Raw genomic sequence first — 26,850 nt, forward strand, 5'->3', positions numbered from 1 at the left:
TATAGCCGCTTTACCTTTAAGCTGGGCAGTTGCTGTAATATAAGGTGGTAGTTAACCGACGAACGGTAAGCATGTTGATTTAATTCGCAATTTTTTTAAGTTATTTTTAGTTTTAAGGCTATGCTTTAAAAATGGACAGCAGACTGCTTCAGAACAGGGTATTTTGATAGCTGGCAGGAATCAAAAGGGCAAGGAGCTTGCAGTATGAAGGTTAAATCGCTGTATCACTTAGCTGCGTTAATGTTAGGAGCGAGTCATTTGGCTGCCTGTAGCAGTCGTGAGGATGTGCAGGCTTCCATCGTTGAAAATGTACCGACGCCCGCGTTTATGCTCTCAGAAGACGGTGTTGGACCCTTAAATGCCGATACGCCGTTTAATCTAGTGCGCATTGGTGATGCTTTCCAAAACTATAATGTGGCCGAAGAAACTCCACTGAATGGTGGTGAAGACAATCGCATCATTACGGTTAAGGAACAAGTTAAGCCTGTCTTAACTATTAATCCAGACTTCCAACAAAAACGCATTTTCTCAGTGATCGTGCATGACAACTTGGTGGGCAATAAACTAGGCCATACTTTGGGCACTAGATTCTCTGAAATTTATACGCCACAAACCCTTGAACAATGTGCGCCGGGTGTCGATGACTGGGCAGGGAAAGTAATGTGTTATGCACCGAAAAATACCCGCATTTTGTATTTATTCAGCGGGACTAGCCCTAAGATAACGGACAAAGTACCGACTCCTGCAGAAATGCAAGATTGGGTTTTAGAAGAGTTTGTTTGGAAAGCACCCACAAAACAACCCTAGCGGCTTGCTCCTAAGCTGAACTTAGGAGCAAATAACTCTAGATATGTCTTAAGCTGGTTTGTAATTATCGATCTTAGTCGCACCTGCACCGAAGAAGAATTTTTCCATTTCTTCTTCAAGAAACTTACGATCTTTTGGATTAATTGGGCTTAAGCGATATTCATTTAAGAGCATAGTTTGTTGACGTAACCATTGTTGCCAAGCCTCCTTCGAGACATTTTCATAAACACGCTTGCCTAAATCTCCGGGATAGGTTAGGCGATCTAAACCTTCTGCTTCGCGGCCTAAGAGTACGCAATTTACCATTCGAGTCATACTTCCTCCGTTAAGTGCTTTAAAAGACGTTGAGCTGCGCTAGACAGCCCACCGCTAAATTCAGTACCGGCTTTATACCAAAGCCAGCTATCCCTATCCATTATTCTATCAGTGGCTGCGTGTAAATCCTGCACATCGACTAACAAAGGCTTTAAGTGCAAAGTAAAATGTGAAAAGCTATGTGTGATGGTAGGTAAGCTGGCAATTGCTAAGGGTTGGGTCGTCACAGTGGCTAAAGCGGTTTGTTCGTCAGGAAACTCTGGAAAACTCCATAATCCACCCCAAATGCCAGTGGGTGGACGTTTCTCTAAAGCAATTTCGCCCTCAGCATTTCTGAGCATTAAAGCCACGGCTTGTTTTTCAGGTAAGTCTTTAGCAGGGTGTGGGGCAGGATAGGCTTCAGGCCTACCTAGCTTAAAGGCTTGGCAATCGGTTTGAATCGGGCATAGTAAACAGGCAGGATTGCTGCGCGTACACAAGGTTGCGCCCAGATCCATCATTGCTTGAGTATAAGCGGCATTCCGTTCTGGTGGTACATGCTGTTCTGCATGAGCCCAGAGTTGCTTCTGTACCGCTGACTGCCCCGGATAACCTTCCACCGCATGATAGCGTGCTAACACGCGCTTCACATTGCCATCTAAAATCGCCTGTGCCTGATTAAATGCTAAGGAGAGAATTGCACCTGCTGTAGAGCGTCCAATGCCCGGTAAAGCTTCAACTCCCGCTAAAGTAGTGGGAAATTCACCAGCATGCTGAGTACAAATAAGTTGGGCTGCTTTGTGTAAATTGCGAGCACGGGTGTAATAGCCTAAGCCTTCCCAATGCTTGAGCACCGCATCAGACGAAGCATTCGCTAAACTTTGAATATCAGGAAAGCTTTGCATAAAGCGCTGATAGTAGGGAATAACCGTAGTCACTTGCGTCTGCTGCAGCATGATCTCAGAAATCCAGACGCGATACGGCGTGGGATTATGTTGCCAAGGCAAATGCCTGCGACCGTTCTGATCAAACCACGTCAATACTTTATCTGCAAAGCTTTCAAGCACTGATACTACCCATCTAAAGATGCAAAAACCTAGGATAGTGAAATTCTGGGCAGATGTATAAATCCCCTAAGCTCTCCATCAGCTTTCCGTGAAACTAAGCGGTTCTTAGCCTAGATGATTGTTGTCTGTAGAAAAACACTCTACAATAGCGCTCCTACTCACACGAGTGCGGGTGTAGTTCAATGGTAGAACGGCAGCTTCCCAAGCTTCATACGAGGGTTCGATTCCCTTCACCCGCTCCAAATACTCATTTCAAGCCTTACCTTATCAGTGAAAACCTTCAGCCGCAGTGTAGGGATGGAGTGTGGTTTATTCGATGAGCTTGTTGATGTTTTGGCTCAAGCGGAAGCGGCTAAGAAGAAATGTGGCCGTCCGAGTTTAAGTCTAGAGAATCAACTGTGCCTGACATTGAGCTATTGGCGCGAATGTTGAACACGCTGTGTCCTATGAGACTGTGCGTAATGACTTAATAGTACTAGCTAATAAGTTGAAGCTGCTGGATAAGTTCAAGAGTGGGCATGAGTATGTGTTGATATCATCGGCTCATTTACTAGAGCGAATTCAACAGTAAGCAGGTTAAAAAGGGTAGATTAGCGGGTACATTATTAAATTTCTATTTCTATAATTTAATCAATATCTTATGTTTATGTGTTGATTTTCTTCACTGTCTTAGCCATGAATTTTACACAAGCCTTTATTACTAGTTTAGTATTGATTAATCTAATAGCTTGCTCTAGTCAAGTAAGCCCCATAAAGGCTTGGGCTGAGTTCTGGCATCCTATGCCTCAGCGCTATGTAAACACAGTTATTCAGCGTTTAACAGCCACTGGTTTACCTATGCAGTCATTAGGTAGTGTGCACTATGCACAACAAACCTTTCCGTTAAAAGTTGTGCGGGTGCAACGAGTGGCCAAACAAGCGCCCGTTTGTATTTTTGCGGGGGTGCATGGCAATGAAATTGCGGGTACTGAAGCGGCCTTATCGTTAATTGATGATCTAGCTAGAGATAGCAGCCTTTATCCGCAAACGAATTTTGCCATTCTACCACTCGTCAATCCTTGGGGTTGGGAGCATGGCTTTCGTTATAACTATGAGGGGCAGGATATAGCCCGTAATTTTGCATTGCAAGGCACGCAAGAAACTGTTTTGGTAAAGCAATTATTGGCCAAAGAGAGTTGCCGTTTGGTCGTGGATTTGCATGAAGATAGCCAGCACTCGGGCTTTTATTTGCTCACTTATGCGAACCCTGATCCTAGTTTTACGCCAAGGTTAGTACAACAGCTAGCTAAGGCATTAGGGGTGGAGGTCGCAAAACAAGTACCGCAAGGGGTGTATCAAGTAGCGGCGGAGGATTTTGCTACTAACCCACGTCCGACTCTTTCCCAATATGCCCGTGAACAAGGTGTGGAGCAGACTTATATTATTGAGACGCCCATGCAATTAGCCCTTGAGCAACGGGTGAGTATCCATCGAAAGGTTTTAGATAAATTACTCACTCAGCTACCTTCTCATACAAGGCATTTAGCTCCTTGTGAAAATAGAGGCGCGCTGCTTGAAACCTTCTGAGCTCTAAAAGCGCAAGTGCTTAACTGACAGGCCGTTATTAATCAATTCGTTGAGTGAGTCGATACCAATACGTAAATGCTGCTCAACAAAATCGGCACTTACTTTTTTATCGCTGGCTTCAGTTTTAACACCTTCGGGTTCCATTGGGCGATCTGAAACTAGCAATAAAGCCCCAACAGGAATTTCATTGAAGAATCCAGCACTAAAAATAGTCGCGGTTTCCATATCAATCGCCATACAGCGGATACTTTTTAAATAGGCTTTGAAAGTATCGTCATGTTCCCAAACGCGGCGATTCGTGGTGTACACCGTTCCTGTCCAATATTCGCGTTGGTATTTGCGCGAAATGGTGGTGGAAACGGCTTTTTGCAAACTAAACGCCGGTAAGGCGGGTACTTCGCTTGGGAAGTAATCGCTAGAAGTACCTTCACCGCGAATCGCAGCAATCGGCAGGATTAAATCACCGAGCTGATTCTTCTTTTTTAGGCCGCCACATTTGCCTAAGAACAGTACTGCTTTAGGGTGTACCGCACTTAATAAATCCAGAATCGTGGCTGCATTGGGGCTACCCATGCCAAAATTAATAATCGTAATATTATTCGCGGTCGCATTCGGCATACTGCGGTCAGCCCCAAGCATGGGCACATTATGCCAGCGAGCAAAAATTTCCACGTATTGATTGAAATTGACCAACAGAATATATTGCCCAATGCTTTCTGGAGTTAAGCCGGTATAGCGAGGTAGCCAATTAGCCACAATCTCTTGTTTAGTGCGCATACGATGTTCGTCCTTATTGTTATTAGCGGAACCTGTCTGTGATGCAGGCTTTTAAATAGAGGAAGGAGATAATAATCTTCTTAGAAAGTTCCTATCTTTCTAGCCTCAAAGTCTAAATTTAAGCAGCTTGCATGAGTTTGGCAAGTAATGTTTGTCCTTGCTCCCAAGCACCTAAACCGCTGCTGGCATTAATATGCCCATAGTCACCGATCACGGCTAACTCACTACCCCAAGCCTGTGCGCAGTGCTGCATGTATGCTGCTGAACCATAAGGATCATTCGTACTGCAAACTATAATACTTTTGAATGGCAGAGGCTGCATCGGTGTCTGTTCATAACCTTTAGCATCCTTGGGAAAATTGGTTCCTTGTGGATCAGGCACAGAGACTAATAAAGCGCCTTGAAGGTGTTGCTGTGTTTGTGCTGACCAATGAGCGACTGTTAAACAGCCTAAGCTGTGAGCAACTAGAATCACAGGTTGAGTTTGTTGTTGGACAGCTTGTTCAAGCGTTGCTACCCATTCAGTGCAACTGGGGTGATCCCAGTCACGTTGTTGTACGCGGGTGGCATTAGGGAAGATTGCTTCCCAACGAGTTTGCCAGTGATCTGCATCGGAATTGTAGATGCCGGGGAGGACGAGAAGCTGGGGAGTACGGGTTTGCATGATTGGTATCCGCTTAACTTTTCAGAGTAGTCTAACTGAAAGCTTGTAAAAGTAGTTATGCTATTATAGTTCAATGAGCTTATGTATTTTTTAGGTGGTTGTTCATGGAGTGGTCGGAAGTAATTCATAATCCTTTCTTGAAGGATTTACCTTTTAAAATTGAGCTAAATAAATTTGGTAAGTTGTTAATGAGTCCCGCCTCAAATAGTCATGGGCGTTTTCAAGGGCGGATTGCGGGCTTGCTGTGGCAAGGTTTACCAGATGGTGAAGTGATTACCGAGTGCTCTGTTCAAACCTCAGAAGGTGTTAAAGTGGCGGATGTTGCGTGGGCTTCTGCGGAGTTTATCGCTGAGTTTGCTTATGCCACACCATATCTTAAAGCGCCGGAGATTTGTGTTGAGATCGTGTCACCGTCCAATTCTAAGCTGGAGATTAGCGAAAAGGTTGATTTGTATTTAGCTAAGGGTGCTAAAGAGGTTTGGGTGGTTTATTTGGATAACCGCTTAGAGATTTTTTCACATGTCGGTTTAGTCGAACAAAGTATTTTTTTAGGGGATTTTAAGGAAAAATTTTTTAATTCAATAGGATGACTTGTCAGTAAACGACGTTAAATATTACAGCCATTAGGTTAAGAAAATAAGAGTTATTATATTTCTAGCGGGTCAGCTAATCCGTATATTTTACAAAGACAATTGTTTTTTATGATAATTGGAGCTTGATAGTTAGACCTCCCTATAAGATGCATACCCCCATCAATCAAGTCAGCCCAAGGCATTTTGGAGTGATAAGCATTATGCATGATAGAGAACTCTATTCTTTCGCGTTTTCTCTTTTCAACTACAGAAGCTATAAAAAGCCGATAAGCATTAAGTTCTTTATGAATAGCACTAACAAGATAGTCTTTATTCTCATAGAATAACTGCATATTTTCTCTAGCATAGCTCCACCCATGCCAAAGTTCTTGGCGAATGCCTTGTTTTGCGAGGTCAATATCAAGAATAGTATAAGACCCATTCATATATGCACGCGTATGCTGGTAAATACGTTTTTTTGTTGAGCTAGTTACACCAACAGAACGCAAAATATAACCATCTCGGTATTCAAATGTTAGCAAGTAAACGCCTGCAATATCTGGAAGAGACGGTAGTCGATTCACCTGTTCGTATTTAGGCCAAGAAAACGGGCCTGACCATTGAAGCTCTTCAGTCAAAATTAGTTCGCTATCTCTGGAGCGATTAAAGCTCCAGAATTTGGGTAAATCTTGCATGTTTATAAATAAGAATTTACTGCTAGACCTAAATCTTACCCCCCATCACCTGCATTAAGAATGGAGGGTAAGAAGTAGTTTTACTCCATCTCCACCACTAAATCCCCTTGCTCCACCAACTCACCTTGATGCAGATGAATTTGTTTCACTTTACCTGCAGTGGGTGCAGTAATCGTTGTTTCCATTTTCATGGCTTCGATGACAAATAGCGGGGTATTTTGCTCCACTTCTTGGCCGGGTTTGACCATGATTGCGGAGAGTTTACCTTGTAGTGAAGTACCGATTTCTTTTTCACCCACCGCTTTACGATTGCTCGCTTTGGTCGGTTTGACAGAAAGATCACGCACTTGTACTGAACGAATCTGGCCGTTGAAGTCGAAAGTGACGATACAATTGCCGTTTTCATCTGCATCCGAGCGATACAACAAGCGGATGATTAAGACTTTACCTTGACCTAATTCAACTAAGACTTCTTCATTGAGCTTCAGGCCGTAGAAGAATAGTGGCGTGGGTAAATGGCTTACATCCCCGTATTCCTGCTGGTGTTTATAAAACTCTTTATAAACAGCGGGATACATTTTGTAGGATAAGAAATCGAGGAAGCTACGATCCACATCAAATTCTTGTTTGAAGGCCGCGAATTCAGCGTCCAAATCAACCGGTTGCAGGTGATCATTCGGGCGACCTGCATTCGGCTTGTCACCTTTTAGCACAATGTCACTGAGTTGAGTCGGGAAACCGCCGGGGACTTGCCCCAAACCACCTTTGAACAGATCAATCACTGAATCAGGGAAGGCGAGGGTGCTACCACGTTCCATCACATCTTGTTCGGTCAGGCTATTCGAGGTCATGTAAATCGCCATGTCACCGACCACTTTGGAAGAGGGGGTCACTTTGACAATATCACCGAACATACGATTCACTACCGCATAGTTTTCTTTCACTTCCTCAAACTTATGCTCCAAACCTAGTGCTATCGCTTGGGGACGTAGGTTCGAGTATTGACCGCCCGGAATTTCGTGATTGTAAACTTCCGCCGTTCCAGCTTTTAAGCCCGATTCAAACGGATAGTACATTTCACGCACATCTTCCCAGTAGTTTGCATAATCATTCAGTGAGCGCAGATCAAATTTCTGTTCACGCGGATGGCCTTCCATTGCCGCAATCAGTGAGTTTAAGTTCACTTGCGAAGTTAAGCCAGACATGGAACTCATACAACCATCGACCACATCAACACCACATTCAATCGCTTTGAGTAAGGTCGCGGCTTGGATTGAAGCGGTATCGTGGGTATGCAGATGAATCGGAATGCTCACCGCTTCTTTCAAAGCAGGGATGAGCTTCGCCGCCGCATACGGCTTCAATAGACCCGCCATATCCTTGACTGCGAGCATATGTGCACCCGCATCTTCGAGCTGTTTAGCCAGATCGAGATAATATTGCAGGTTGTATTTATAGCCGGGGTCAGTACGCAGCACATCGCCGGTATAGCAAATCGTTCCTTCCGCAATCCCGCCAGTGCGCTCGCGTACCACTTGAATGGATTTACGCATACCTTCAATCCAGTTCAGGGAATCGAAAATACGGAAGACATCAATGCCTTGTTCCCATGACTTTTCGATGAAGGCTTGAATTAGATTATCAGGGTAAGCGGTATAACCGACCGCGTTTGAGCCACGGAAGAGCATTTGGAATAGAATATTCGGCACGGCTTCGCGCAATAATTTCAAGCGATCCCACGGGCATTCATGTAGGAAGCGCATGGAGACGTCAAAAGTCGCGCCGCCCCACATTTCCAAAGAGAATAGCTGCGGATGGTTTTTCGCAAAGCCTTCAGCGACGCGCAACATATCATCCGTCCGCACGCGGGTGGCGAGTAAAGACTGATGCGCATCGCGCATGGTCGTGTCGGTGTAGAAAATATTCGGCTGCTCTTTCACCCATTGGCAGAATTTCTCTGCACCCATTTCCGTTAGTAGATTTTTTGTACCTTTTGGATACTCACCAACCACAGGGAAATCAGGAATAATTGGCTTGCGGAAATGCTTATTCGGATTCGGATTTTTAACATCCGGATTACCATTCACGGTGACATTCGCCACGAACTTGAGCGTTTTTGTGCCACGGTCAAAACGTTGTGGGGTGTGGAATAGTTCTGGATGTTGGTCAATAAAAGTAACGGTACATTTGCCATCCGCAAACACGGGATGCTCTAGAACATTTTCTAAGAAGCCAATATTGGTTTTGACCCCGCGAATCCGAAACTCTTTTAAACCGCGCAGGTTACGGCTAATCGCGCCATCTAAAGTCCGACCCCATGAGGTGACTTTAACTAGCATCGAGTCAAAGAATGGCGATACTTTTGCCCCCGGATAAGCTGCACCCACATCTAAGCGAATCCCGAAACCACCCGTGGAGCGGTAAGCGATAATCGTACCGTAATCCGGTTTGAAACCATTTTCAGGGTCTTCAGTCGTAATCCGACATTGCACCGCATAGCCATTGCAGCGAATTTCATCCTGCGAATTAATATTAATGCCGTTGTCGCTGAGTTTGCGCCCATCCGCCACTAAAATTTGGCTACGCACAATATCGATGCCAGTAATTTGTTCAGTGATGGTGTGCTCGACTTGCACCCGTGGATTCACTTCAATGAAGTAAATATTTTCCTCAGCATCGACTAAAAACTCGACCGTACCGGCACAGGAATAATTAACATAGCGGGTAATCGCTAAGGCATAGTCATAGAGTTTCTGGCGAGTTTCATCTTTTAAACCCGTGCTTGGAGCGACTTCCACCACTTTCTGGAAGCGGCGTTGCACAGAGCAATCACGTTCATACAAGTGGATTAAGTTGCCGTGCGTATCGCCAAGGATTTGTACTTCGATGTGCTTGGGCGAGTCGATATATTTTTCTAAGAAAACAGTGTTATCGCCGAAGGCTTTGAGGGCTTCATTGCGTGCATCATTATAGGCTTTCTCTAATTCATGGGGTTTACGTAAGACGCGCATTCCACGCCCACCACCACCAGCCGCCGCTTTCATCATCAGCGGATAACCAATGCGATCTGCTTCTTTACGCGCAATCTCTAAACTATTCAAGGGCTCTTGGCTGTCTTGAATAATAGGCAGACCAGCAGCGATGGCGATTTCTTTAGCAGCGACTTTATCGCCAAGTTTTTCCATGGCTTCTGGGCTAGGGCCCACGAAAACAATGCCCTCTTCACGGCAGCGGCGGGCAAAGCGCACATTTTCCGATAAGAAGCCATAGCCGGGGTGAATCGCCGACACGCCATGACGTTTAGCAATCTGAATAATGCCTTCGATATCGAGATAAGGCTTCAATGGCTCATCATCTGCACCAATTTGGTAAGCTTCGTCTGCCTTATAACGGTGCGGCGAAAAGCGATCTTCGTAGGTATAAATTGAGACAGTTTTAAGCCCAAGCTCTGCCGCAGCACGCAAAATCCGAATGGCAATCTCGCCACGATTGGCGATGAGCAGCTTTTTAATCTTCAAACCCATGTAAACTTAACCTCGTAACTAAGATGTAAACCCAGCCTAACAGGGTGTAGCACAGTTTTTATGTGCGGCTAGTATAGCGATTTTAAGAAAGCGAGGCAGGATTCATGCCAGTTTTTGCATACATGTGGCTAGGTATTTAGAGAACTCTTGATCCATATAGACGCACCACCGCCCAGCGTCGTTGCCACCGCCGACTTTTCACAAAGAAGCGCTTAATACTTTGCCAAGCTGTCAAACGAAAGCCTTGATAGCGTCCCGGAATATCAGAATCGCCACGAGTTTGCTCAATCAAAGGTTGGCTTAAGAATGCTTGTCTCAGCAATCCATCGCTATAACGCCAAACTAAATCGATAGGAAAATACAATTTGTCGCTTTGTGCTAAAAAGGCTTTCGCCGCCTCTAAAGAGACAATATATCCGCTACCCAAGGCGGGTGCAGGGTCACATTCACATAAAATCATCGCTGGGTTGATTGGATTTAGTTTGAAAATCCGCCAACGTCGGCGCCATTCAAGTTTGCGCCATAAGCTACGAGCACTTTGCCAAAGTAAGGGGCGCTCCAAAATTTGCTGATTCAGCAAGCTATTTAAAGCACTTACTTCTAAAGGATAAGGTTCGGCTGAAGATAAATTCACAAAATCATAAGCTGTATAGACTTTAGTGTTTAGAAATTCAATCAGTTTAGGATTAAGGCTAATATCGTCTTCTAATATCAGAGCAAATGGCATATTGTGTACAATCATTTGTTTCCAAATCAGGCGATGTGACTCTGCACAACCGATTTCACCCATCACCGCCGGTTTCTTTTGTTCTAAGAGGAAGCGCTCTTTTTGTAGCAAGGGGTAGTCAGCAGGTAATTGGTTACCATCGACTGCACTAATACGCTGAAACTCAAGACCTAATTGCTCTAATTGAGTTTTAACCTGTTCCAAACGATCAGGGCGACGATCTAAATTAATGAGGAAAATCTGCATGGCGTTAAAGCATAGGTGTGTTGGCAGGAGTGGTTTGAGCTAAGTATTGTTCGGCAGCATAACTAGGCGCAAATTCTGGCCTTAATGCAACTTGGAAGGCTGCTGGATTTTGGTTTAAAGCTTGAAGTTTGTCAGCAAAACCTTGTAGATCATCAATTGCGACCAAATTAGCCGCTGGCAGAATTTCATTCGGGCCAGAAGGGCAGTCCGTGCTAATGACCGAAACTTTGAGGGCTAGTGCTTCTAAAATTACCAGCCCTAGTCCTTCAAAATCAGAGGAAAGCAACAAACCCTTAGCGCCTGCAATCAGTGGATAAGGATTAGAATGAAAGCCTTCAAAGATTACTCGCTCACTAATCCCCAATTCTTTAGCCAGTTCTTGGGTGGTAGCGAGTAACTCACCTTGACCAACTAGTACTAGCGGCGTTTGTACCGAACTTAGTGCATAAGCACGCAAGAGTCGATCATGGCGTTTAGCCTGCTTAAATTTACCCACGTGAATAAAATACTCAGGCAGTTTAATGGGATTAGGCTCTTGAGCTGCTTCAGCAATTAACTCTAAATCGACGGGATTATAAATACACAAGGCTTGTTTTTGTTGCGGCACAAGCTGCTGTAAGTCTTCAAGCACGCCACGGCTCACTGCAATGCAAGATTTACGTGCGTAAATCGAAGCAAGCATTGAGCGTAATTCGCTTTGTTTTGCAGGTTTAGCCGTCGCTAATAGTTCTTGCGAGAGCGTGTTGTGTACGACGAGCTGCACATTTGGCAATTGGCTATGGCTCAGAATGCGGTCAGCAGGTAGGAGATTGGATAAAACTAAATCAGGTGTCCCCGTTTTGAGGCGAATAAACCGATCCAATAAAGGTGCAACGACTCGCCCTCGAATTGAACGCGGTAGCCAGCGTAAAAATTGCAAAGGGAAGATATGCGTCTGAATGGTCTGTTTGCTACGCAACTCTTGGAAGCGCTTGAAGCAAATAATATGACAAGTTTGCCCGTAGGCTTGTAGCTCATCGGCTAAGGTCAAAACCACCCGTTCAGCCCCATTGCCTTTGAGGTTTGGAATAACAAAGACAAAGGTCTTGACGGGTTTTGTCTGAGCGTTCAGACAAAATCCTCCGGCCTGAGTTGAATAGATCGTTTTTGGGCTTTACTCATCACCGATAAATGCCGCAAGCCCATTTTAGTTTGCGAGGCTAAGCGCCTGAATTTGAAGCGTACTTGCTCAATGGGGTTTGCATAGGTCGGTTTAGGTTTAGCTTCCGCCAAAATGGAGGATACGGTTGGAATTGTATTGGTGACTTCGTAGGCTTCGCATTGGTCCAATTGAATCGCGGCTGCAGGCTCCAGTTGGTACATGTTCAATTCATAAGTGCTGGAGATGAAAGCATCAGCCAAAGCGGCTGGGCTAGCGCTCGCTTTATCCAATAGGACACGGGCAGCTTGCGGCCAGAGGATATAAGCCGCTGCTCCAGTACGATCTTGATAAAGAGGCAAGAGCTTAAATTCATCGATTAGGGTTTCCCCTTCACCGACAATTTTTTGTCGCCCCCGTACTTCGAGGGTAATCAAATCACAGTCATCACGCTTTTCTAATAAGTTGAGCAGAATCGGGGTATAACGTGATAAGAGAGCATCATCCTCTAGAATCAAGGTAGGCTGGTTCTTTTTAAGTACCCACTGCCAAGCCTTATGATGGCTTAAAAAACAAGCCAATTCAGTGCGGCGCAGCGGTCGCTCCCAACCCATCGAAAGCTGGCAATGCGTCGTTTCATTAATATATGTGGTCGAGATCGCTTTTAGGACTTCGTAATTCAGGCCTAAACGTAGCATTTGCTTTTGTTGAAAAGCGAGTCGATCAGTAGCTTCAGCTAAGTTAATGATTAACACGTTCATCAAAAATCACCACCAAGCCGTTTTCGCCCGTGTATGGCGCTGGCGAAAGCGTTGGTAAACAGTATCATGGGTTTGTAGGCGCTGGAAAAGCTCAGCTAAGACCAAACCCATGGGGTTAGTTTGGCTGAGAGCATCTAAACGCCAGCGTAAGTTGCGTAAAGTATCATCCGTACCAACCGCAAAGGCCGAGGTACCATCAAACAAAGCAACTCGTCCAGCTTGAAGTTGTTGTTGGCGTTCAGCTTGGTCAGTTAAGTGTTCGGCCGCTTGTAAATAACGCTCGGTTTCCTGCAGCTTAATGGTATTTACTAATAAGGACACTGCTAGTGCTAGTGCGCGTGTACTTGCATCCTTTGAGTGATCGGCAAATGTATCTGCGGCTGCAACTAACCAGCGCGTATTCAAATGCTCGCGTAAAAACTCAGCTTCGCTATCCCAGAGTCGTTCAAATAGCGCAAATTGTTCAGCGACTTGATACTCGCGCCGGATCAAGACAATCAGTTGCGCATGGTAGTATAAAAGCTCAGCCTGACCCGCAAACTCAGCCCGCAAGTTGTGCAAATGTTGGGTAATATCTTTAGTTGCACCGTGGGTATAAACTTGTTCAGTGTCGCTAATGAGCTGAATCTTAAGTGCCGAATAATCTGAAGTTCGCAAAGCAGTGGCAGCTTGACTAGCACCAAAGCGTTTACGGTGTTGGTTGAAGGAGAGCCAGCGCTCTAAACGAGATTTTTTGCGTGCTGCCATATCAATTCCTAAGCCCGCCAATAATCCGCGACCCATTGAGTCGGGCGCACCGGTCGATACCATTTATGGGTGATACCTTGAATCGCTTCATGCGGTTCAGGATGGCCGTGGAAGATAATAATTTTTGCCCCTGTAGGAATTTTAGCGTCTTGAAAATAAGCCCAAGGCCAAGACTGCATACAATGATATTTAAAACTTGGACACCAAGTTTCTGGCCAGAAGCTTAACTCGTCACGCTGATGAATTTCGTGAGATAAATAAGCCTGTTCATTGCGAAAGGTTTGTTGTATTTCTGCATATTGCTTACGAAACTTATCAAGTACGGCTTGATAGCGCCCCACTTTAAAGCGGTACACAGAAGAGTTGCCAATCATATGCCGCTTAAGTTTCGCATCGCGGATAATCGCAAATTCAGCCGGATAACTAAACAGCTCATCAATATTGTCAACAATCACGACATCGAGATCGAGGAATAAAACATCCCCACTCAAGCCACCTAAATCAACTTGCAGGGTAGTGAGTTTATTCCAACCCCGTTCAGGTGCACATGCTGGTAGCTCTAGGGTAGGTAGTGCACCGATACGAACACGTCCATCAATACCGCTAGGGTCATCGGTAAAGCAAGTCAATTGGAAGGGTAGGGTAATATGTCGTGCAATCATGGCATAGAGCGTATTGACGTAATGAGCGCCATACTTGCCCCCCCATTTCATGCAAATGATATTAACTGGTAAGTTCAAACCGAGTAGCCCTTCAAGAAATCTTGTTGCAAAAAAGCACTTTTGGCAAAACGTCCAAAGCATACACTGCATGCCATTTTAAAACTAGCCTAAGGCTTTTTATCAGTTACGATAGCTTATTGAATAAGCTTTCAGTAAGTTAGTATATATTCCCCTATAATCAATTGAATAAACATAACAGGAGTAGCGTATGGCAAATCTCAGAGTAGTCGGTGCTGGTGATTCAATTAGCTGGTATCAAGGTGGCTGGAAGATTTTTACCGCAAACATAGCCAATTGGGTGCTGATGACCCTGATCTTAGGGGTGATTGCGATTGTTTTAAGCTTTATTCCTTTCATTGGCGCTATCGCCTTGTATCTGTTGTTGCCGCTATTTTTAGGCGGTATGTTTTACTCTGCACAGAAGCTAGATCAAGGGCGAGAGGCTGAGATTATGGATATTTTTGCCCTGTTTAAGGATCAACAACGTCTTACTCCGCTGATTATTCTGGGTTTGATTATGCTGGGTATTGGTTTTGTCAGTATGATGCTGATTGGTGGGATGATGTTTGCTTCCGTAAGCTCCATGGCTGCTGGAGCAGAAATGCCGATGATGCCCTCCATTGGTATGGGCGGAATTTTAGTCGCTCTGATTGTCATGGTCTTAAGTGGTATGTTGTTTCTGTTTGCAACACCACTCATCGTATTTCAAAATATGTCACCGATTGATGCTATTAAAAACAGCTTTATGGGTTGCGTGAAAAACTTTCCTGCCTTTATTATCTTTATGTTGATTTATATGGTTTTGGCATTTATTGCTGCGATTCCTTTTGGCTTGGGTTTGCTGGTCTTAGTGCCAGTGTTTCTTGCGGCCACTTATATGGGCTATAAGCGTATTTTTGCTTAACTCACCCAATAAATTATAAATCCGCTAAAATCGCCTGTCTGAACTTTCTACAGGCGATTTCCTTACCTTATGAGCCTTGCGCGTTTTAGTTATTCCTGCCTGCTTTATGGCTTACTACCCTTTACTTTCATAAAGTTATGGTGGCGTGGACGCCTTAACCCTGACTATCGACAAGCTTGGGGTGAACGCTTAGGTTATGTCAAAGCCGTGCAATCGCCCCAACCTTGTATTTGCTTACATGCGGTATCAGTGGGGGAAACGATGGCTGCGCGTCCACTGATTGAGCAACTGTTAATACGTTATCCGGAGTATAAACTTTGGATTACTTCAACTACGCCAACAGGTGCTGCAACGGTCGAGCGTTTATTAGGTACACGTGTGGAGCGTAGTTATTTACCCTATGATACGCCTGCCGCTGTTCAGCGCTTTTTGAGGAAGGTTCAACCGCAATTATTATTGATCATGGAAACTGAGCTTTGGCCGAACTTATATGCTGCTTGTGCTGAAGCTAAGATTCCTCTTGTAGTAGTGAATGCGCGTCTCTCAGAGCGCTCCGCCCGTGGCTATGCCCGTATCCAAGGCTTAACTCGGGAAACTTTAGCCAACATTAGTTTGCTTGCAGCACGTGAGCAACAAGATGCAGAGCGCTTCTTAGCCTTGGGCGCAGTACCTAAGCAGCTTAAAGTCTTGGGTAATATTAAATTTGATGCACCCATTGCTACGGAGCTAAGAGCGAAAGCTATAGAGCTACGGGGAGCTTGGGGCGAGCGTTTGGTGTGGGTGGCGGCTAGTACGCATCGGGGTGAAGATGAGCTAATTCTGCAAGCACATCAAGAGTTACTTCGGCAGTTTCCGCATTTATTGCTGATCTTAGTGCCACGTCATCCAGAGCGTTTTGTTGAAGTCGCGGTTTTATGTGAACAGGCGCAGTTAAAGTATCAGCGACGGAGTAGTGCTCAGGCATTGGTAAATACTAGCTCGGTATTGTTAGGTGATAGCATGGGTGAGTTATTAATCTGGTATGCCTGTGCCGATGTGGCTTTTGTCGGTGGGAGCTTAGTCGATGTGGGTGGACATAATCCCTTAGAGGCTTTGGCATTTGGTGTGCCTGTAATTAGTGGTCACTGTATCCATAATTTCCAAGACATTTATCCCAACTTGGTTGAGCGAGGTGCTGTGGTACTGGTTGATTCTCCAGCGCTTTTAGCCCATCATTTAGCGGCTTGGTTAGCTAAGCCAGCGGCTCGCCACCAAGCAGGGCAAGTCGGTCAGCGTTTTTTAGAACAACAACGTGGCGTCGTTACACGCTTATTACCGGATCTGGATAAGCTGCTTAATGCAGAAAATTAAACAAATATAAAGGCTTAAGATGCAAAACTCCCATTTACTAACCTTAATCAGTGTTGTGTTCGTCAGTCTATTAATCACCGCCTGTGGTGATAAAGCTTCAGAGCAAAAAGCAGTGCAAGCAGTTGAGAAATCGGCATTTCCACAAACTACAGCTATGGCTAACAAAGTTGTAGGGGCTGATGCCCATCCGGGTAAAGCGCTACATGATGCGAATTGTATTAGCTGTCATGATACGAAAGTTTATACCCGAGTCGAGCGTAAAGTCTTGGATTACACCCAATTAGCTGCTCAAGTAAGGCGCTGCGATGCAAATTTAGGCTCGCGCTTATTTGATGAAGACTTGGCGCATATTACCGACTACTTGAATCAGGCTTATTACAAATACCCTAAGCCATGAAGTCTTATACTGTTCACATTCACCAGACCGATTACCGATTTCAAGTTGCTGAACGAGAAACGATTTTACAAGCGGCTTTGCGCCAAAATATTCCTTTACCTTGGGGTTGCAATATGGGCATTTGCGGTGTGTGTATGGGCACGGTAATAGAAGGACAATTGGAGTATTTAATCGGCTCAAACTCACCCTTAGCTTTATTTGAAGAAGATGCAACGGAAGGCAAAGCTTTATTCTGCTGTGCCTATGCGTGTAGTGACTTAGTGATTGCTGTGCCTGAACTAGGTTATGATTATCAGTCTTGAATCGTTTCTTTCCATGGTTTGTCAGCAATCAATAAATCTAAAATGGCAGCATTTCCACGTTTATCAATGGAGACTTCAATCGCCCCCTTTTTCTGGGCAATCGTGCTTTCAAGCCGAGTTGCGTATTCTTGTGGGATATAAAAGCGATCTAAACCCGCAGTAAAGGCAGTGCTAGCGTCACATTCACCTTGTAAATAAACCTCACAAGTATTTGGGCGCTCATCGGCTGGATAAACTCGCTTTTCAGGGCGTAAACACAAAACAGCAGTAATATCACTAGCTGGGCAGCCATACTCACTAACGACACCATAGTCGACTTTATAAAATAAATAATGCCCAGATAGCATATCGCGTGGATCGAAGCCTTCGATTGGGAATTTAAAGGTTTCACCAGCTTGGCGTTGCTGCTGATACATCCAAGTATTAGCAGCCAAAACCACGATAGGAAAAAGGAGGGCAGCCACTAAACGGAGTTGTTGATTTTTCATACAGTCAACTCCTGACTCCAATTTTGTAAACGATCCCGACTGCTATACCAAAACCAAGCAATTCCAATAATCATTAATCCAGATAAAATTAAACCTATTCCCGTGGCTGCTAAGCCCCCCATGGCTTGAAAATATAAAACAACAAAACGTAGGCCAATTAAGAAAGTGATTAAATTAAAGGTGCGATGATAACCACTATTTCCAGCATGAATAGCATATAGAAATAAGATTAAAATCGTTAAAACTGGAGCTCGAATATCATCTGCTGACCAAAGGCTAGCACGTATCACTGAGTCTAAGGCTGTAAAGGTATAGCGCGTCTGTCCAGTGAAAAGAATACTCGGTTCATAATATAGCACTAATAAGAGAATCGCGGCGATTAATAAAGCTTTATTCAAAGGTTTATAAACATGTCGTAATAGAATTAAGCTAATCAGTAATGCAGACGTGAGCCAAGCAGGTAAATACCAATGCCAATCAAAAACTTGGGTATCTGCCCCTGAGCGCATGAGATCAATCGCAATCAATGCGATAAGGGCAGAGATTTGAAACCAAAAGAAGAAACTAGAACTTGTTCGATGTAAAATGGCCACACGTCTAGCTAATAAATAGAGTGTAGCTGAGAGTAAGGGAGCTAGTAGTAAAACTGCAGGTAATTCACGCATGGAACTGCGTAAGTTACCACCCGCTAAATCTACACTACTCCATACGGCTGCATTGATAAATAGACTTACCCACAGAAAATGCACCACTACATGTCGTGCAAATAAGGCAATGGGTAAGCAGATCACACTCCACAGCATAATAGCATGATACCAACGCCCATTAATGTGATAAATTTGTGCAATTAAACCTATGCTAGCTAGACATAAAATCATAAAGATAGCAATTAAGCTATCAGCAACGATTGGTTTATTAAGATTTTGATACCAAAAAATAGCAACAGCTAAACTAACTAATAAACTGAAATCAGTCCCTAATTTAAGGCTATCTGGAATTTGCACCCAATTGGCAGCAATTAAAGAAATAATACCTAAGCCAATAATAGCTGAGCCAAGAATTAATAAACTATAAAGCCACCAATTATTATTATGTTTTTTACCCTGTTCAAAGGACAAAATAGCTTCGTATTGATCGCCAGTAAGCAGGCCCTGCTGCTCCCATATTTGCAGCTTTTTTTCGATCAGTGTCATTCGTTGTGCCACGCCCGTATCATGCTGATAGCTTGTTATGAACGATATAAGTTAGCACGATTTAGCTAGAATCGCCTCTGCTTTAAGCAGGACAACCAGACTAGCATTAACTAAATTTACACATTAAGTTATAAATGCCGCTCTGGCGCTTTCGATAAATGGCTAAATGCAAATTTAGGAAGCTGCGGCTTGCGTCCAAAACAAATGCCTAAGGATTCATACCAACCGACTTGTTGCAAATCGACATGCCGTTGGCGAATGGCATCAGCCGTGTTCATATATTCAATCGTATTACCACGTACATTAGCTACCGTGACTCCACTCATGCCTGCTTGGAGCAAATGCAGGGCGGCTGCACCCGCTTCTAAACCAAAGCTGACATCAAAAGCTGAAGACTGACCACAACGTACTAAATGCCCCGGATTCACGGCTCGAACTTCAGGAATTTCATATTGACTGGGAACATACATGCCCATCGCTTGCATGAGAGCTGGAATTTCCGGATCAGCCTTTAAACGCTTACTCAGTTCAGCACAAACATAAGCACCTGCCCCAGTGAGTTTTTTATGCCCAAAAGCATCTGTGCCAGCGCTGGTATCGACGACTTCATGGCCTTGAGCATCGTGCATACCTTCTGCAACCATAATCAGATAAGTACCTGCGCGCACATCACTGCCTGCAATCCGCTCGAAATAGCGCTGTTTCATGTGCTGATAAAGCAGATCGAAATCCACACTAATCTCTGGAATCAAAATTGCGTCTGCTTCTGCGCCAATGCCACCTCGGAAGGCGGTATGACCGGCATTACGCCCAAAAACTTCTACCACCATGACACGGTTATGAGTACGTCCTGTGGTATGAATATCACGGGCGAAGCTGGCAATCCGGCTAACAGTAGAGTCAGCTCCCACGGAGTAAGTCTGCAAATCCATATCCATCGTTTTGGGTACATGTACACAATGTACGCCATGTGCTGCTAAATCCACCATCACTGAACCAGTGTCATCTCCACCACTAATAATTAGACCGTCTAAGTTAAATTTGGCTAAGCCATCCCGAATTCGCTGGTATTTATTGGGATCGGCAAGTTTACGAAGATTGACCCGTGAATGGCCTGCTTCTGAGCCTGCGACGGTGCAATCAAAAATTTCTAAGCGCGCAGGAGTCAATTCAACAAGGTTTTCAAACTGACTGAGATTGTATAAGCCAGCATAACCATTAGGGATCACTAAGCATTGAATATTTTGCTGGTGGGCGACGAGAGTAACGCCCTTAATGACTGCATTTAAGCCACCACAATCACCGCCACTAGTGAGAATGCCGATTCTTTTCATGCTTTTTTCTTTCCATGCTTTGCCAGTTATTCAAGAATAGAGCGCTGAACGAATTGCTGCAATGCTAAAAGATAAATGACTAGTCTTGGGCGTTCAGTGCACAGCGAATTTCTATAGTTTGTTGTTCAATCACTTGAATAAAAGCGGTTAGCTTCGGTAGCAAACTACGGCTTGAGGGATAAATCAGTGCGGAGTGGAATAAATAAGGGGTGCCCTCGACCGCTTGGATTTTTAAGCGTCCCTGCAAAACATCATCCGCGACCACACAGTTTGGCAACAAGCCTATTCCCATATTGGCCAGTAAACAGCGCCGGATCACTTCGACATTAGTGAACGATTGACGCGGTTTTAGATTTAAACCTAAAGCTCGGAAATGTGCCTCGGCAGCGACTCTATAAGTGCAGCCCTCCTCAGTGGTAATCAGCGGATGCTCATTCAAGGCCATTAAACTGAGCATTTGCGCTTGCCAGCGTTCGGGATGGCAGACGAAAACAACATCTTCAGCATATAGTGGATGATAATGGCTAGCTTCAGGGCGTACTTGGCTGACAATAATCGCCGCATCAATCTCGCCACTTTGCAAAGCTTGGCGATAAGCAAAAGGTTCATGGGTGAGCATTACCTCCACTCGTGGGGCATGGAGCTGCAAGGCTTCGATAAGGCTGGGTAGGCGATAAATACACATCGAGCTGGGCGCGAATAATTTTAAGCAGCCACTCGGTTCATGCGCAATACTATGGGCTAGTTGGGTGATCTGTTCAGCGCTATTTAGAAAGTTTTGCAAACTCGTTTGAAGTTGACGTAAAGCACTGCTGGCAACAATCCCACGTCCTGCGGGTTCAAATAAATTAACCCCTAGCTCAGTCGATAGCTCACGAATCTGTGCTGAAACACTAGAAGGCGCTAAGTACAAAGCCTCCGCTGCCCGATTGACGCTGCCTAATTCTAAAACAGTCAGCACACTACGTACTTGTCGAGGGGTCATTATGCAAATTCTCCGCATGGTTAGCATAAAAATATTCGCTTTTATTGGATTTGTCAGCTCTTTATGCTGCATGACCTATCTACTAATCAATCAGGAACTCTGAAATGCATTTGTATATTGCGTATAAAAACTATTCCTCTTGGTCTCTGCGCCCATGGATTGCTTTAAAAGTGGCGGGTATTCCTTTTGATGAAACGATCCTGCCTTTTTATCATAGCGATGCTTTAGACAAACTCGGAGAGCGCTATCAGATTCCAGCGAAAGTGCCGGTTATTGAAGATCAAGGCCTGATCATTTGGGATAGCTTAGCCATGTTGGAATATGTGCATGAGCAATATCCAGAGAAAAAATTATGGCCAGAGGATTTGGCATTACGGACGCTAGCACGTTCAGCCGCAGCGGAAATGCATAGTAGCTTTAATGCTTTACGGTCGCAACATCCCATGAATTGCCGTCGCCACATTAAAATGCAGCCCTCACCGGAAGTTCAAGTTGAGTTACTGCGTCTTGCCGAGATTTGGGCGCATTTTGAAAAAGCGAATAAGCCAGCCGGTGATTTTTTATGTGGACATTTCACGATTGTGGATGCGATGTATGCACCCGTCATGTGGCGTGCTGTGGGTTATGGTTTAGAAGTTTCGCCAAGCTTCAAAAAATGGACTGAATCGATGTTGGTTTTACCTGCAATGCAGGAATGGCTCGCGGCGGCTAAAGCGGAAGAGGCTAAATGGACTATTGCACAATATGATGAAGTGGGCGTGTAGTTGCTGCCTCATTTTGAGTGATCTTAAATAGCAGTGCCGCTTGTGGGCACTGCTATATATTCAAAAAATAACAGGTTTATGCTACCCCGGTGACATGCCCCGCAAGCGCTCAGAACGCCGCCTTAACAATTCCAAAGTGACTAATAAGGCGACAGAGAGTACGACTAGGATCGTTGCAACCGCCAAAATTGTTGGGCTAATCTGCTCACGTAGGCCAGTAAACATCTGCCAAGGCAAAGTTTTATTCTTGGCAGAACCCACGAACATCACCACTACGACTTCATCAAATGAAGTGATAAAAGCGAATAAAGCGCCTGAAATCACTCCCGGAATAATCAACGGCATTTGGACTTTAAAAAAAGTACGAACTGGACCAGCGCCCATTGAGGCGGCAGCACGTGTCAGGCTACGATCAAAGCCGACTAGAGTTGCAGTCACGGTAATGATGACAAAGGGAATACCTAAAGCAGCATGAGCCAGCACGATCTTAATATATTCAACTATATTCGCATTCATCCCTAAGCTATCGACCATGTAGTTGCCAAGACGGGCATAGAAGAAATACATACCCGTTGCAGAGATAATCAGCGGCACAATCATGGGCGAAATTAAGGTAGCCATAATCGCTCGGCGGAAAGGCACATGGCTTTGGCTTAAACCAATCGCTGCAATTGTCCCCAATACTACGGCAATAAGGGTGGCAACGGGTGCTATCTTCAGCGAGTTGCGCATCGCATTTTGCCAGTCACCATTGGTAAAAAAGTCTTGATAATGCTTTAAAGAATAGCCTTCGGGTTGCAGGCGTAACATCTCGGGTGTGAAGGTAAAAAAGTCAGTAGCATTAAAACTGAGTGGAATAATAATCAGAATCGGTGCAATCAAGAAAAAGAAGATTAAGCCGCAAATGACACGAAAACTGTAGTACCAAACTTTTTGGCCGGTGCTTGCATAAATCGGTAAATTCATGGCTGCTTATCCCAATTTCACTTTATCAATACCGACAATGCGGTCATACACCCAATACAGCACGAGTACTAAGGTCAACAGAATTGTACCTAGCGCTGCCGCCATACCCCAGTTCAATGAGCTGGAAATATGATAAGCAATTCGGTTAGAGATAAAAGTACCTTGAGTCCCACCGACGAGTTCGGGGGTAATGTAATAACCGATGGCTAAGATGAAGGTGAGAATCGCACCTGCTCCAATCCCTGCAATGGTTTGTGGAAAGTAAACGCGCCAGAAGGCTGTCCAATCAGTTGCCCCCAAGGATTTAGCCGCACGCATATAGGATGGCGGAATAGTCCGCATCACTGAATAAAGTGGTAGAATCATAAAGGGTAGCAGAATATGTGTCATCGCAATCAAAGTACCCAACTGATTATTGATCAATTCTAAACGCCCTGCGTGACTAATCATTCCCAGCCAAACCAGAATATCATTGATGACACCTTGCTGTTGCAGCAGTACTTTCCATGCTGAAGTACGTACTAAAAGGGAAGTCCAGAAGGGTAGTAGCACTAAAATCATCAGTAAATTTGAGGTGCGCATTGGCAAATTAGCGAGTAGCCAAGCAATGGGGTAGCCCAATAATAAGCACAGCGCAGTAATCACGATACTCATGAAAATTGTGCGGGCAAAGAGGTTGAGATAGATTCGATCTGATTCGGGCAATCTTTCGATGCCATCAGGTGTTTTCTTCATATCCAAGGCGGCAAGGAAATAGCCATTGGTATATTCAGGTGAATAAAGTTTGAGTAAATTCCAAGTCTTTAAATCACCCCAAGCTTTGTCGGCGGCAAGAAATTGCTCTTTATAGCTCAGACTCGCTTGCATTTTACTGACATCTTTCCCTACCTTCCGAAACAGTGAGGACATGCCACTATTTTCATAATTAAGACGAGTACCGAGTTTGGTATGATTCTTCTGCTCAACGGCTTGCTTCAAATCATTATAGAGCGTGGTATAAGTAGCTTCATCGGGGAGTTGGGCTGATTTGGGATCCCAAGTTTCTAAGCTGGTGGTGGTTTGGGGAAGGGTTTCACTAACAATGCTGTTATCAATGGAGCGCAGCAACATGTCAGTAATAGGAATAACGAAAGTAATTAAAATAAAAATCAGTAGCGGAGCAATCAATAATAAAGCGCGCATTTTTTGTTTGAACAGGGCGCGGGCGATTTGCTTTTTTAACGGCACACCGTTAAGGGTTTGGATTTGCTCCATAGCTCATTCCTGTGGCAAGAAGCTCCCTCCTCTAAAACGAGGAGGGATGTTGGAAGAATGATGAGTAGCGAGTCAGCGCAGATTACTTAGCTAACCAAGCCTCAAATTTCTTATTCATTTCGTCTTCGTTGTTTGACCACCACTCAATGTTATTCACTAAGAAGCGTTTAGCATTTGCAGGATTACTGGGCATATGCGGAGCCATTTCAATCCCTAAGACGGCATGCTTACCGACTAAAGGTTGGGAAGAAGCACGCGCAGGGCCGTAAGAGATATATTTGGCTTGATCCGCTAAACGTTGAGTATCAGTAGAGACTTTCAAAAAATCCATAACTCGCGCTTTGCGATCCTCTGGTAAGTTAGCGGGAACAACCCAACCGTCGAAGTCGAAAATCTGATAGTCCCACAGCATAGCAACCGGCTGTTTTTTCTCTTCGATGACATCGAATAAACGACCATTATAAGTAGAGCCAATCACGACTTCCTTATCGGCCAAACGTTGTGGAGTTTCAGCGCCGGCTGACCACCAAATAACGTCTTTCTTAATAGTGTCGAGCTTAGCTAAAGCTTTATCGACGCCTTCTGGTGTCGAAAGAACTTCATATAGTTTCTCTTTTTCTACGCCATCACAGAGTAAAGCCCATTCCAAGTTTTTCTTGGGGCGTTTTTCTAAGCTACGTTTGCCGGGGAAAGTTGTGGTGTCAAATACGGCACATAGATCTTCTGGCTTTTTACCATTCCATTCTGGCACATCCGTGCGATAACCAAAGGTAGTTGAGAAGACAATTTGTGGGATAAAGCATTTGTTGATTAAACTATCACCGAAGTCTTTAGTGGGTGTAGAGCCGTCTGTACCTGGTGCTAAGTCTTTGTCGAAGTCGATTTCCATCGCCAAACCTTCGTCACATAAACGTTGTGAGTCAGGGCCTTCGACATCAACTAAATCCCAAGTAATGTTTTTGGCTTCAGCCATGGCACGCAATTTAGCGACCGCTTCATTTGAGCTTTCATCATTGATGATTTTGAAACCGGGATTTGCTGCCATATAAGGCTCATGATAAGCCTTAATTTGAGAGTTTGAATATGCACCGCCCCAAGAGACTATAGTCATTTCTTTTGCCATATCGGCAGCAAGTAGCCCACTAGAAAAAGTAGCAATGCTGATTGCTGCGAAAATTGGTTTCAACTTCATACTTCTCTCCGTAAATGGAATGCCCATGCTAATAAAAGACCCAAAACTATCACGCATCTAAAGCGCGACAATCATTTTTATCCCATCCAACTCTAATGGTTTGGCCGACCGATAACATGGTGCCATCGCCCGCATTGGGAATCTTAACGATAAAGGAATCATCCCCATACACTGACATTCGACAGCGAATATGATCCCCTAAATAAATCAACTCAATCACTTTACCCTCAGTTGCATATCTGCCTGCTTGAGGTCCAATACGTACTCGTTCAGGTCGAATCGAACACAAAGTTGGTTTACCAACCCCTTCACAATTCACGGCAAGTGCTTCGGCTTGTTGACCATTAGCGAATTCAACTAAAGCGGTATCGCCTGTTAAATCTTTGACGATGCCTTTGAGCTTATTGTTCTCACCAATAAACTGCGCAACAAAGGAGTTGCTCGGACGCTCATACAGATCAGCCGGCTTAGCGAGTTGTTGGACAATGCCATCATTAAATACCGCAATCCGATCTGACATCGTTAGCGCTTCAGACTGGTCATGCGTAACATAGACGACAGTAATGCCCAAGTGCTCATGTAAATGCTTAATTTCAAACTGCATGTGCTCGCGCAATTGCTTATCTAAAGCGCCCAGTGGCTCATCCATTAAGACTAAGGAAGGTTCAAAAACCAAAGCACGTGCTAAGGCTATGCGTTGTTGTTGCCCGCCAGATAATTGTGCAGGGCGACGACCACCGAATTTGCCCATTTGCACCATATCGAGCGCCTTACGAACTTTGTCTTCGCGCTCAGATTTACTCATCCCACGGACTTCAAGAGGAAAAGCAAGATTTTCAGCGACGGTCATATGGGGGAACAGCGCATAGTTTTGAAAAACCATGCCAATCCCACGTTTATGAGGAGGAATGTTGTTAATGGAGCGCCCATCGAGAAAAATATCACCGTGGGTCGCTGTCTCAAAACCAGCTAACATCATCAAGCAGGTGGTTTTACCAGAGCCAGATGGGCCTAGTAAGGTAATAAACTCCCCCTTGTCGATACCTAGATTAAAGCTTTTTACAACTAATGTGATGCCGTCATAACTCTTTTGTACGTTGTCAAACAATACAAAAGCTTGGGTGCCTTGCGATTGAGACATGCTTCTCCTTTTAGGTGTGCGGTTGAAGCTACCTTGTTTATAACAGAATTATTTCATGAATAGCAAGGTTCGGAATAAGAATTCCTAGGCGAGTGCATAAGCTTGGTTTACAAGAATATTTTCAAGTAAAAATCCACCTCACTGATTTGGTGAGGTAGATACTGTATTGACGATTTTAGGTATGGAGTTGCTTGGTTTAAGTGCGCTCACTTCGTTGGCGGGTCATGCACCAGAAGAGTTGAAAAACATCTGATTAATGAATTCGCCAATGAC

General features: G+C 44.5%; 28 protein-coding genes and 1 tRNA gene. 10 read left to right on the top strand and 19 right to left on the bottom strand.

Annotated features, from left to right (window positions below; all coding sequences use genetic code 11):
* The first annotated feature begins 204 nt into the window (after positions 1-204).
* Entirely contained in the window at positions 205-807 is a 603-nt protein-coding gene (locus Q0307_RS17305) for a DUF1131 family protein (RefSeq protein WP_298662339.1), read from the top strand.
* A 48-nt stretch (positions 808-855) separates the two neighbouring features.
* Here the strand turns inward: Q0307_RS17305 and Q0307_RS17310 are convergent, their stop codons facing one another.
* Together Q0307_RS17310 and mutY are read right to left on the bottom strand one after the other, a co-directional pair.
* Positions 856-1,122, bottom strand: coding sequence for an oxidative damage protection protein (locus Q0307_RS17310; protein WP_298662341.1), 267 nt, complete (start codon positions 1,120-1,122; stop codon positions 856-858).
* A complete protein-coding gene (gene mutY, locus Q0307_RS17315; protein WP_298662343.1) occupies positions 1,119-2,168 on the bottom strand; it encodes an A/G-specific adenine glycosylase in 1,050 nt (349 codons plus the stop codon). The genes Q0307_RS17310 and mutY overlap by 4 nt, the downstream gene beginning before the upstream one ends.
* A gap of 168 nt (positions 2,169-2,336) precedes the next feature.
* Between mutY and Q0307_RS17320 the strand changes: the two genes are divergently transcribed.
* The 3 genes from Q0307_RS17320 (at position 2,337) to Q0307_RS17330 (ending at position 3,734) form a co-directional block, all read left to right on the top strand.
* Positions 2,337-2,410: transfer RNA gene (locus Q0307_RS17320), tRNA-Gly, on the top strand.
* Between the two features lie 28 nt (positions 2,411-2,438).
* The gene (locus Q0307_RS17325) at positions 2,439-2,600 is read left to right on the top strand and encodes a hypothetical protein (protein ID WP_298662344.1); all 162 of its coding nucleotides are present in this window, start codon (positions 2,439-2,441) and stop codon (positions 2,598-2,600) included.
* A 243-nt stretch (positions 2,601-2,843) separates the two neighbouring features.
* On the top strand, positions 2,844-3,734 hold the full coding sequence (locus Q0307_RS17330; RefSeq protein WP_298662345.1) for a DUF2817 domain-containing protein: 891 nt from the start codon (positions 2,844-2,846) through the stop codon (positions 3,732-3,734).
* Positions 3,735-3,737: 3 nt separating this feature from the next.
* Here Q0307_RS17330 and Q0307_RS17335 read toward each other — a convergent pair whose 3' ends face one another.
* Together Q0307_RS17335 and Q0307_RS17340 are read right to left on the bottom strand one after the other, a co-directional pair.
* On the bottom strand, positions 3,738-4,511 hold the full coding sequence (locus Q0307_RS17335) for an AMP nucleosidase (protein ID WP_298662346.1): 774 nt from the start codon (positions 4,509-4,511) through the stop codon (positions 3,738-3,740).
* A 118-nt stretch (positions 4,512-4,629) separates the two neighbouring features.
* Positions 4,630-5,175: an alpha/beta hydrolase gene (locus tag Q0307_RS17340; protein WP_298662347.1), complete on the bottom strand. Its 546-nt coding sequence runs from the start codon at positions 5,173-5,175 to the stop codon at positions 4,630-4,632.
* Between the two features lie 104 nt (positions 5,176-5,279).
* Between Q0307_RS17340 and Q0307_RS17345 the strand changes: the two genes are divergently transcribed.
* Positions 5,280-5,765: a Uma2 family endonuclease gene (locus Q0307_RS17345; protein WP_298662350.1), complete on the top strand. Its 486-nt coding sequence runs from the start codon at positions 5,280-5,282 to the stop codon at positions 5,763-5,765.
* Between the two features lie 56 nt (positions 5,766-5,821).
* Here Q0307_RS17345 and Q0307_RS17350 read toward each other — a convergent pair whose 3' ends face one another.
* From Q0307_RS17350 to Q0307_RS17380, 7 genes are all read right to left on the bottom strand, one after another.
* The gene (locus Q0307_RS17350; RefSeq protein ID WP_298662351.1) at positions 5,822-6,442 is read right to left on the bottom strand and encodes a hypothetical protein; all 621 of its coding nucleotides are present in this window, start codon (positions 6,440-6,442) and stop codon (positions 5,822-5,824) included.
* Between the two features lie 80 nt (positions 6,443-6,522).
* On the bottom strand, positions 6,523-9,966 hold the full coding sequence (locus Q0307_RS17355) for a pyruvate carboxylase (RefSeq protein WP_298662353.1): 3,444 nt from the start codon (positions 9,964-9,966) through the stop codon (positions 6,523-6,525).
* Between the two features lie 136 nt (positions 9,967-10,102).
* Positions 10,103-10,939 (bottom strand): glycosyltransferase family 25 protein, encoded by an 837-nt coding sequence (locus Q0307_RS17360; RefSeq protein WP_298662355.1) that lies wholly within the window; start codon positions 10,937-10,939, stop codon positions 10,103-10,105.
* Between the two features lie 4 nt (positions 10,940-10,943).
* Positions 10,944-12,080, bottom strand: a complete 1,137-nt coding sequence (locus Q0307_RS17365) for a glycosyltransferase (RefSeq protein ID WP_366936793.1) — start codon at positions 12,078-12,080, stop codon at positions 10,944-10,946.
* Positions 12,047-12,838, bottom strand: coding sequence for a glycosyltransferase family 25 protein (locus tag Q0307_RS17370; protein ID WP_298662357.1), 792 nt, complete (start codon positions 12,836-12,838; stop codon positions 12,047-12,049). The genes Q0307_RS17365 and Q0307_RS17370 overlap by 34 nt, the downstream gene beginning before the upstream one ends.
* Positions 12,839-12,844: 6 nt before the next feature.
* Complete coding sequence (locus Q0307_RS17375) at positions 12,845-13,621, bottom strand: hypothetical protein (protein WP_298662359.1); 777 nt, start codon at positions 13,619-13,621, stop codon at positions 12,845-12,847.
* The gene (locus tag Q0307_RS17380; protein WP_298662361.1) at positions 13,594-14,325 is read right to left on the bottom strand and encodes a glycosyltransferase; all 732 of its coding nucleotides are present in this window, start codon (positions 14,323-14,325) and stop codon (positions 13,594-13,596) included. Before Q0307_RS17380 ends, Q0307_RS17375 begins: the two co-directional genes overlap by 28 nt.
* A 190-nt stretch (positions 14,326-14,515) precedes the next feature.
* Between Q0307_RS17380 and Q0307_RS17385 the strand changes: the two genes are divergently transcribed.
* The 4 genes from Q0307_RS17385 to Q0307_RS17400 all read left to right on the top strand — a co-directional run bounded on the left by Q0307_RS17385 (position 14,516) and on the right by Q0307_RS17400 (position 17,260).
* On the top strand, positions 14,516-15,211 hold the full coding sequence (locus Q0307_RS17385) for a BPSS1780 family membrane protein (RefSeq protein ID WP_298662362.1): 696 nt from the start codon (positions 14,516-14,518) through the stop codon (positions 15,209-15,211).
* A 69-nt stretch (positions 15,212-15,280) separates the two neighbouring features.
* Complete coding sequence (waaA, locus tag Q0307_RS17390; RefSeq protein ID WP_298662363.1) at positions 15,281-16,561, top strand: lipid IV(A) 3-deoxy-D-manno-octulosonic acid transferase; 1,281 nt, start codon at positions 15,281-15,283, stop codon at positions 16,559-16,561.
* Between the two features lie 19 nt (positions 16,562-16,580).
* Entirely contained in the window at positions 16,581-16,958 is a 378-nt protein-coding gene (locus tag Q0307_RS17395; protein ID WP_298662365.1) for a cytochrome c, read from the top strand.
* On the top strand, positions 16,955-17,260 hold the full coding sequence (locus Q0307_RS17400; RefSeq protein WP_298662367.1) for a 2Fe-2S iron-sulfur cluster-binding protein: 306 nt from the start codon (positions 16,955-16,957) through the stop codon (positions 17,258-17,260). The genes Q0307_RS17395 and Q0307_RS17400 overlap by 4 nt, the downstream gene beginning before the upstream one ends.
* Here Q0307_RS17400 and Q0307_RS17405 read toward each other — a convergent pair.
* The 4 genes from Q0307_RS17405 to Q0307_RS17420 form a co-directional block, all read right to left on the bottom strand.
* Positions 17,251-17,748 (bottom strand): GDYXXLXY domain-containing protein, encoded by a 498-nt coding sequence (locus tag Q0307_RS17405; RefSeq protein WP_298662369.1) that lies wholly within the window; start codon positions 17,746-17,748, stop codon positions 17,251-17,253. The two genes, Q0307_RS17400 and Q0307_RS17405, sit on opposite strands and share 10 nt — an antisense overlap.
* A complete protein-coding gene (locus tag Q0307_RS17410) occupies positions 17,745-18,941 on the bottom strand; it encodes a DUF2157 domain-containing protein (protein ID WP_298662371.1) in 1,197 nt (398 codons plus the stop codon). Before Q0307_RS17410 ends, Q0307_RS17405 begins: the two co-directional genes overlap by 4 nt.
* 128 nt (positions 18,942-19,069) lie before the next feature.
* The gene (locus tag Q0307_RS17415) at positions 19,070-20,275 is read right to left on the bottom strand and encodes a 6-phosphofructokinase (protein WP_298662372.1); all 1,206 of its coding nucleotides are present in this window, start codon (positions 20,273-20,275) and stop codon (positions 19,070-19,072) included.
* Between the two features lie 79 nt (positions 20,276-20,354).
* Positions 20,355-21,260, bottom strand: a complete 906-nt coding sequence (locus tag Q0307_RS17420; protein WP_298662373.1) for a LysR family transcriptional regulator — start codon at positions 21,258-21,260, stop codon at positions 20,355-20,357.
* Positions 21,261-21,364: 104 nt separating this feature from the next.
* On the opposite strand from Q0307_RS17420, the gene Q0307_RS17425 reads away from it, so the two are divergent.
* Positions 21,365-22,024, top strand: a complete 660-nt coding sequence (locus tag Q0307_RS17425; RefSeq protein WP_298662374.1) for a glutathione S-transferase — start codon at positions 21,365-21,367, stop codon at positions 22,022-22,024.
* 81 nt (positions 22,025-22,105) lie between these two features.
* Here the strand turns inward: Q0307_RS17425 and Q0307_RS17430 are convergent, their stop codons facing one another.
* The 4 genes from Q0307_RS17430 to Q0307_RS17445 form a co-directional block, all read right to left on the bottom strand.
* A complete protein-coding gene (locus Q0307_RS17430) occupies positions 22,106-22,990 on the bottom strand; it encodes an ABC transporter permease (RefSeq protein WP_298662376.1) in 885 nt (294 codons plus the stop codon).
* A gap of 6 nt (positions 22,991-22,996) precedes the next feature.
* Positions 22,997-24,244, bottom strand: a complete 1,248-nt coding sequence (locus Q0307_RS17435; protein ID WP_298662378.1) for an ABC transporter permease — start codon at positions 24,242-24,244, stop codon at positions 22,997-22,999.
* Between the two features lie 82 nt (positions 24,245-24,326).
* Positions 24,327-25,436: an extracellular solute-binding protein gene (locus tag Q0307_RS17440; protein ID WP_298662380.1), complete on the bottom strand. Its 1,110-nt coding sequence runs from the start codon at positions 25,434-25,436 to the stop codon at positions 24,327-24,329.
* 49 nt (positions 25,437-25,485) lie between these two features.
* Positions 25,486-26,577: an ABC transporter ATP-binding protein gene (locus Q0307_RS17445; protein WP_298662382.1), complete on the bottom strand. Its 1,092-nt coding sequence runs from the start codon at positions 26,575-26,577 to the stop codon at positions 25,486-25,488.
* Positions 26,578-26,850 lie beyond the last annotated feature (273 nt).

The organism is uncultured Thiothrix sp. (assembly GCF_937873765.1).
GTDB lineage: Bacteria > Pseudomonadota > Gammaproteobacteria > Thiotrichales > Thiotrichaceae > Thiolinea.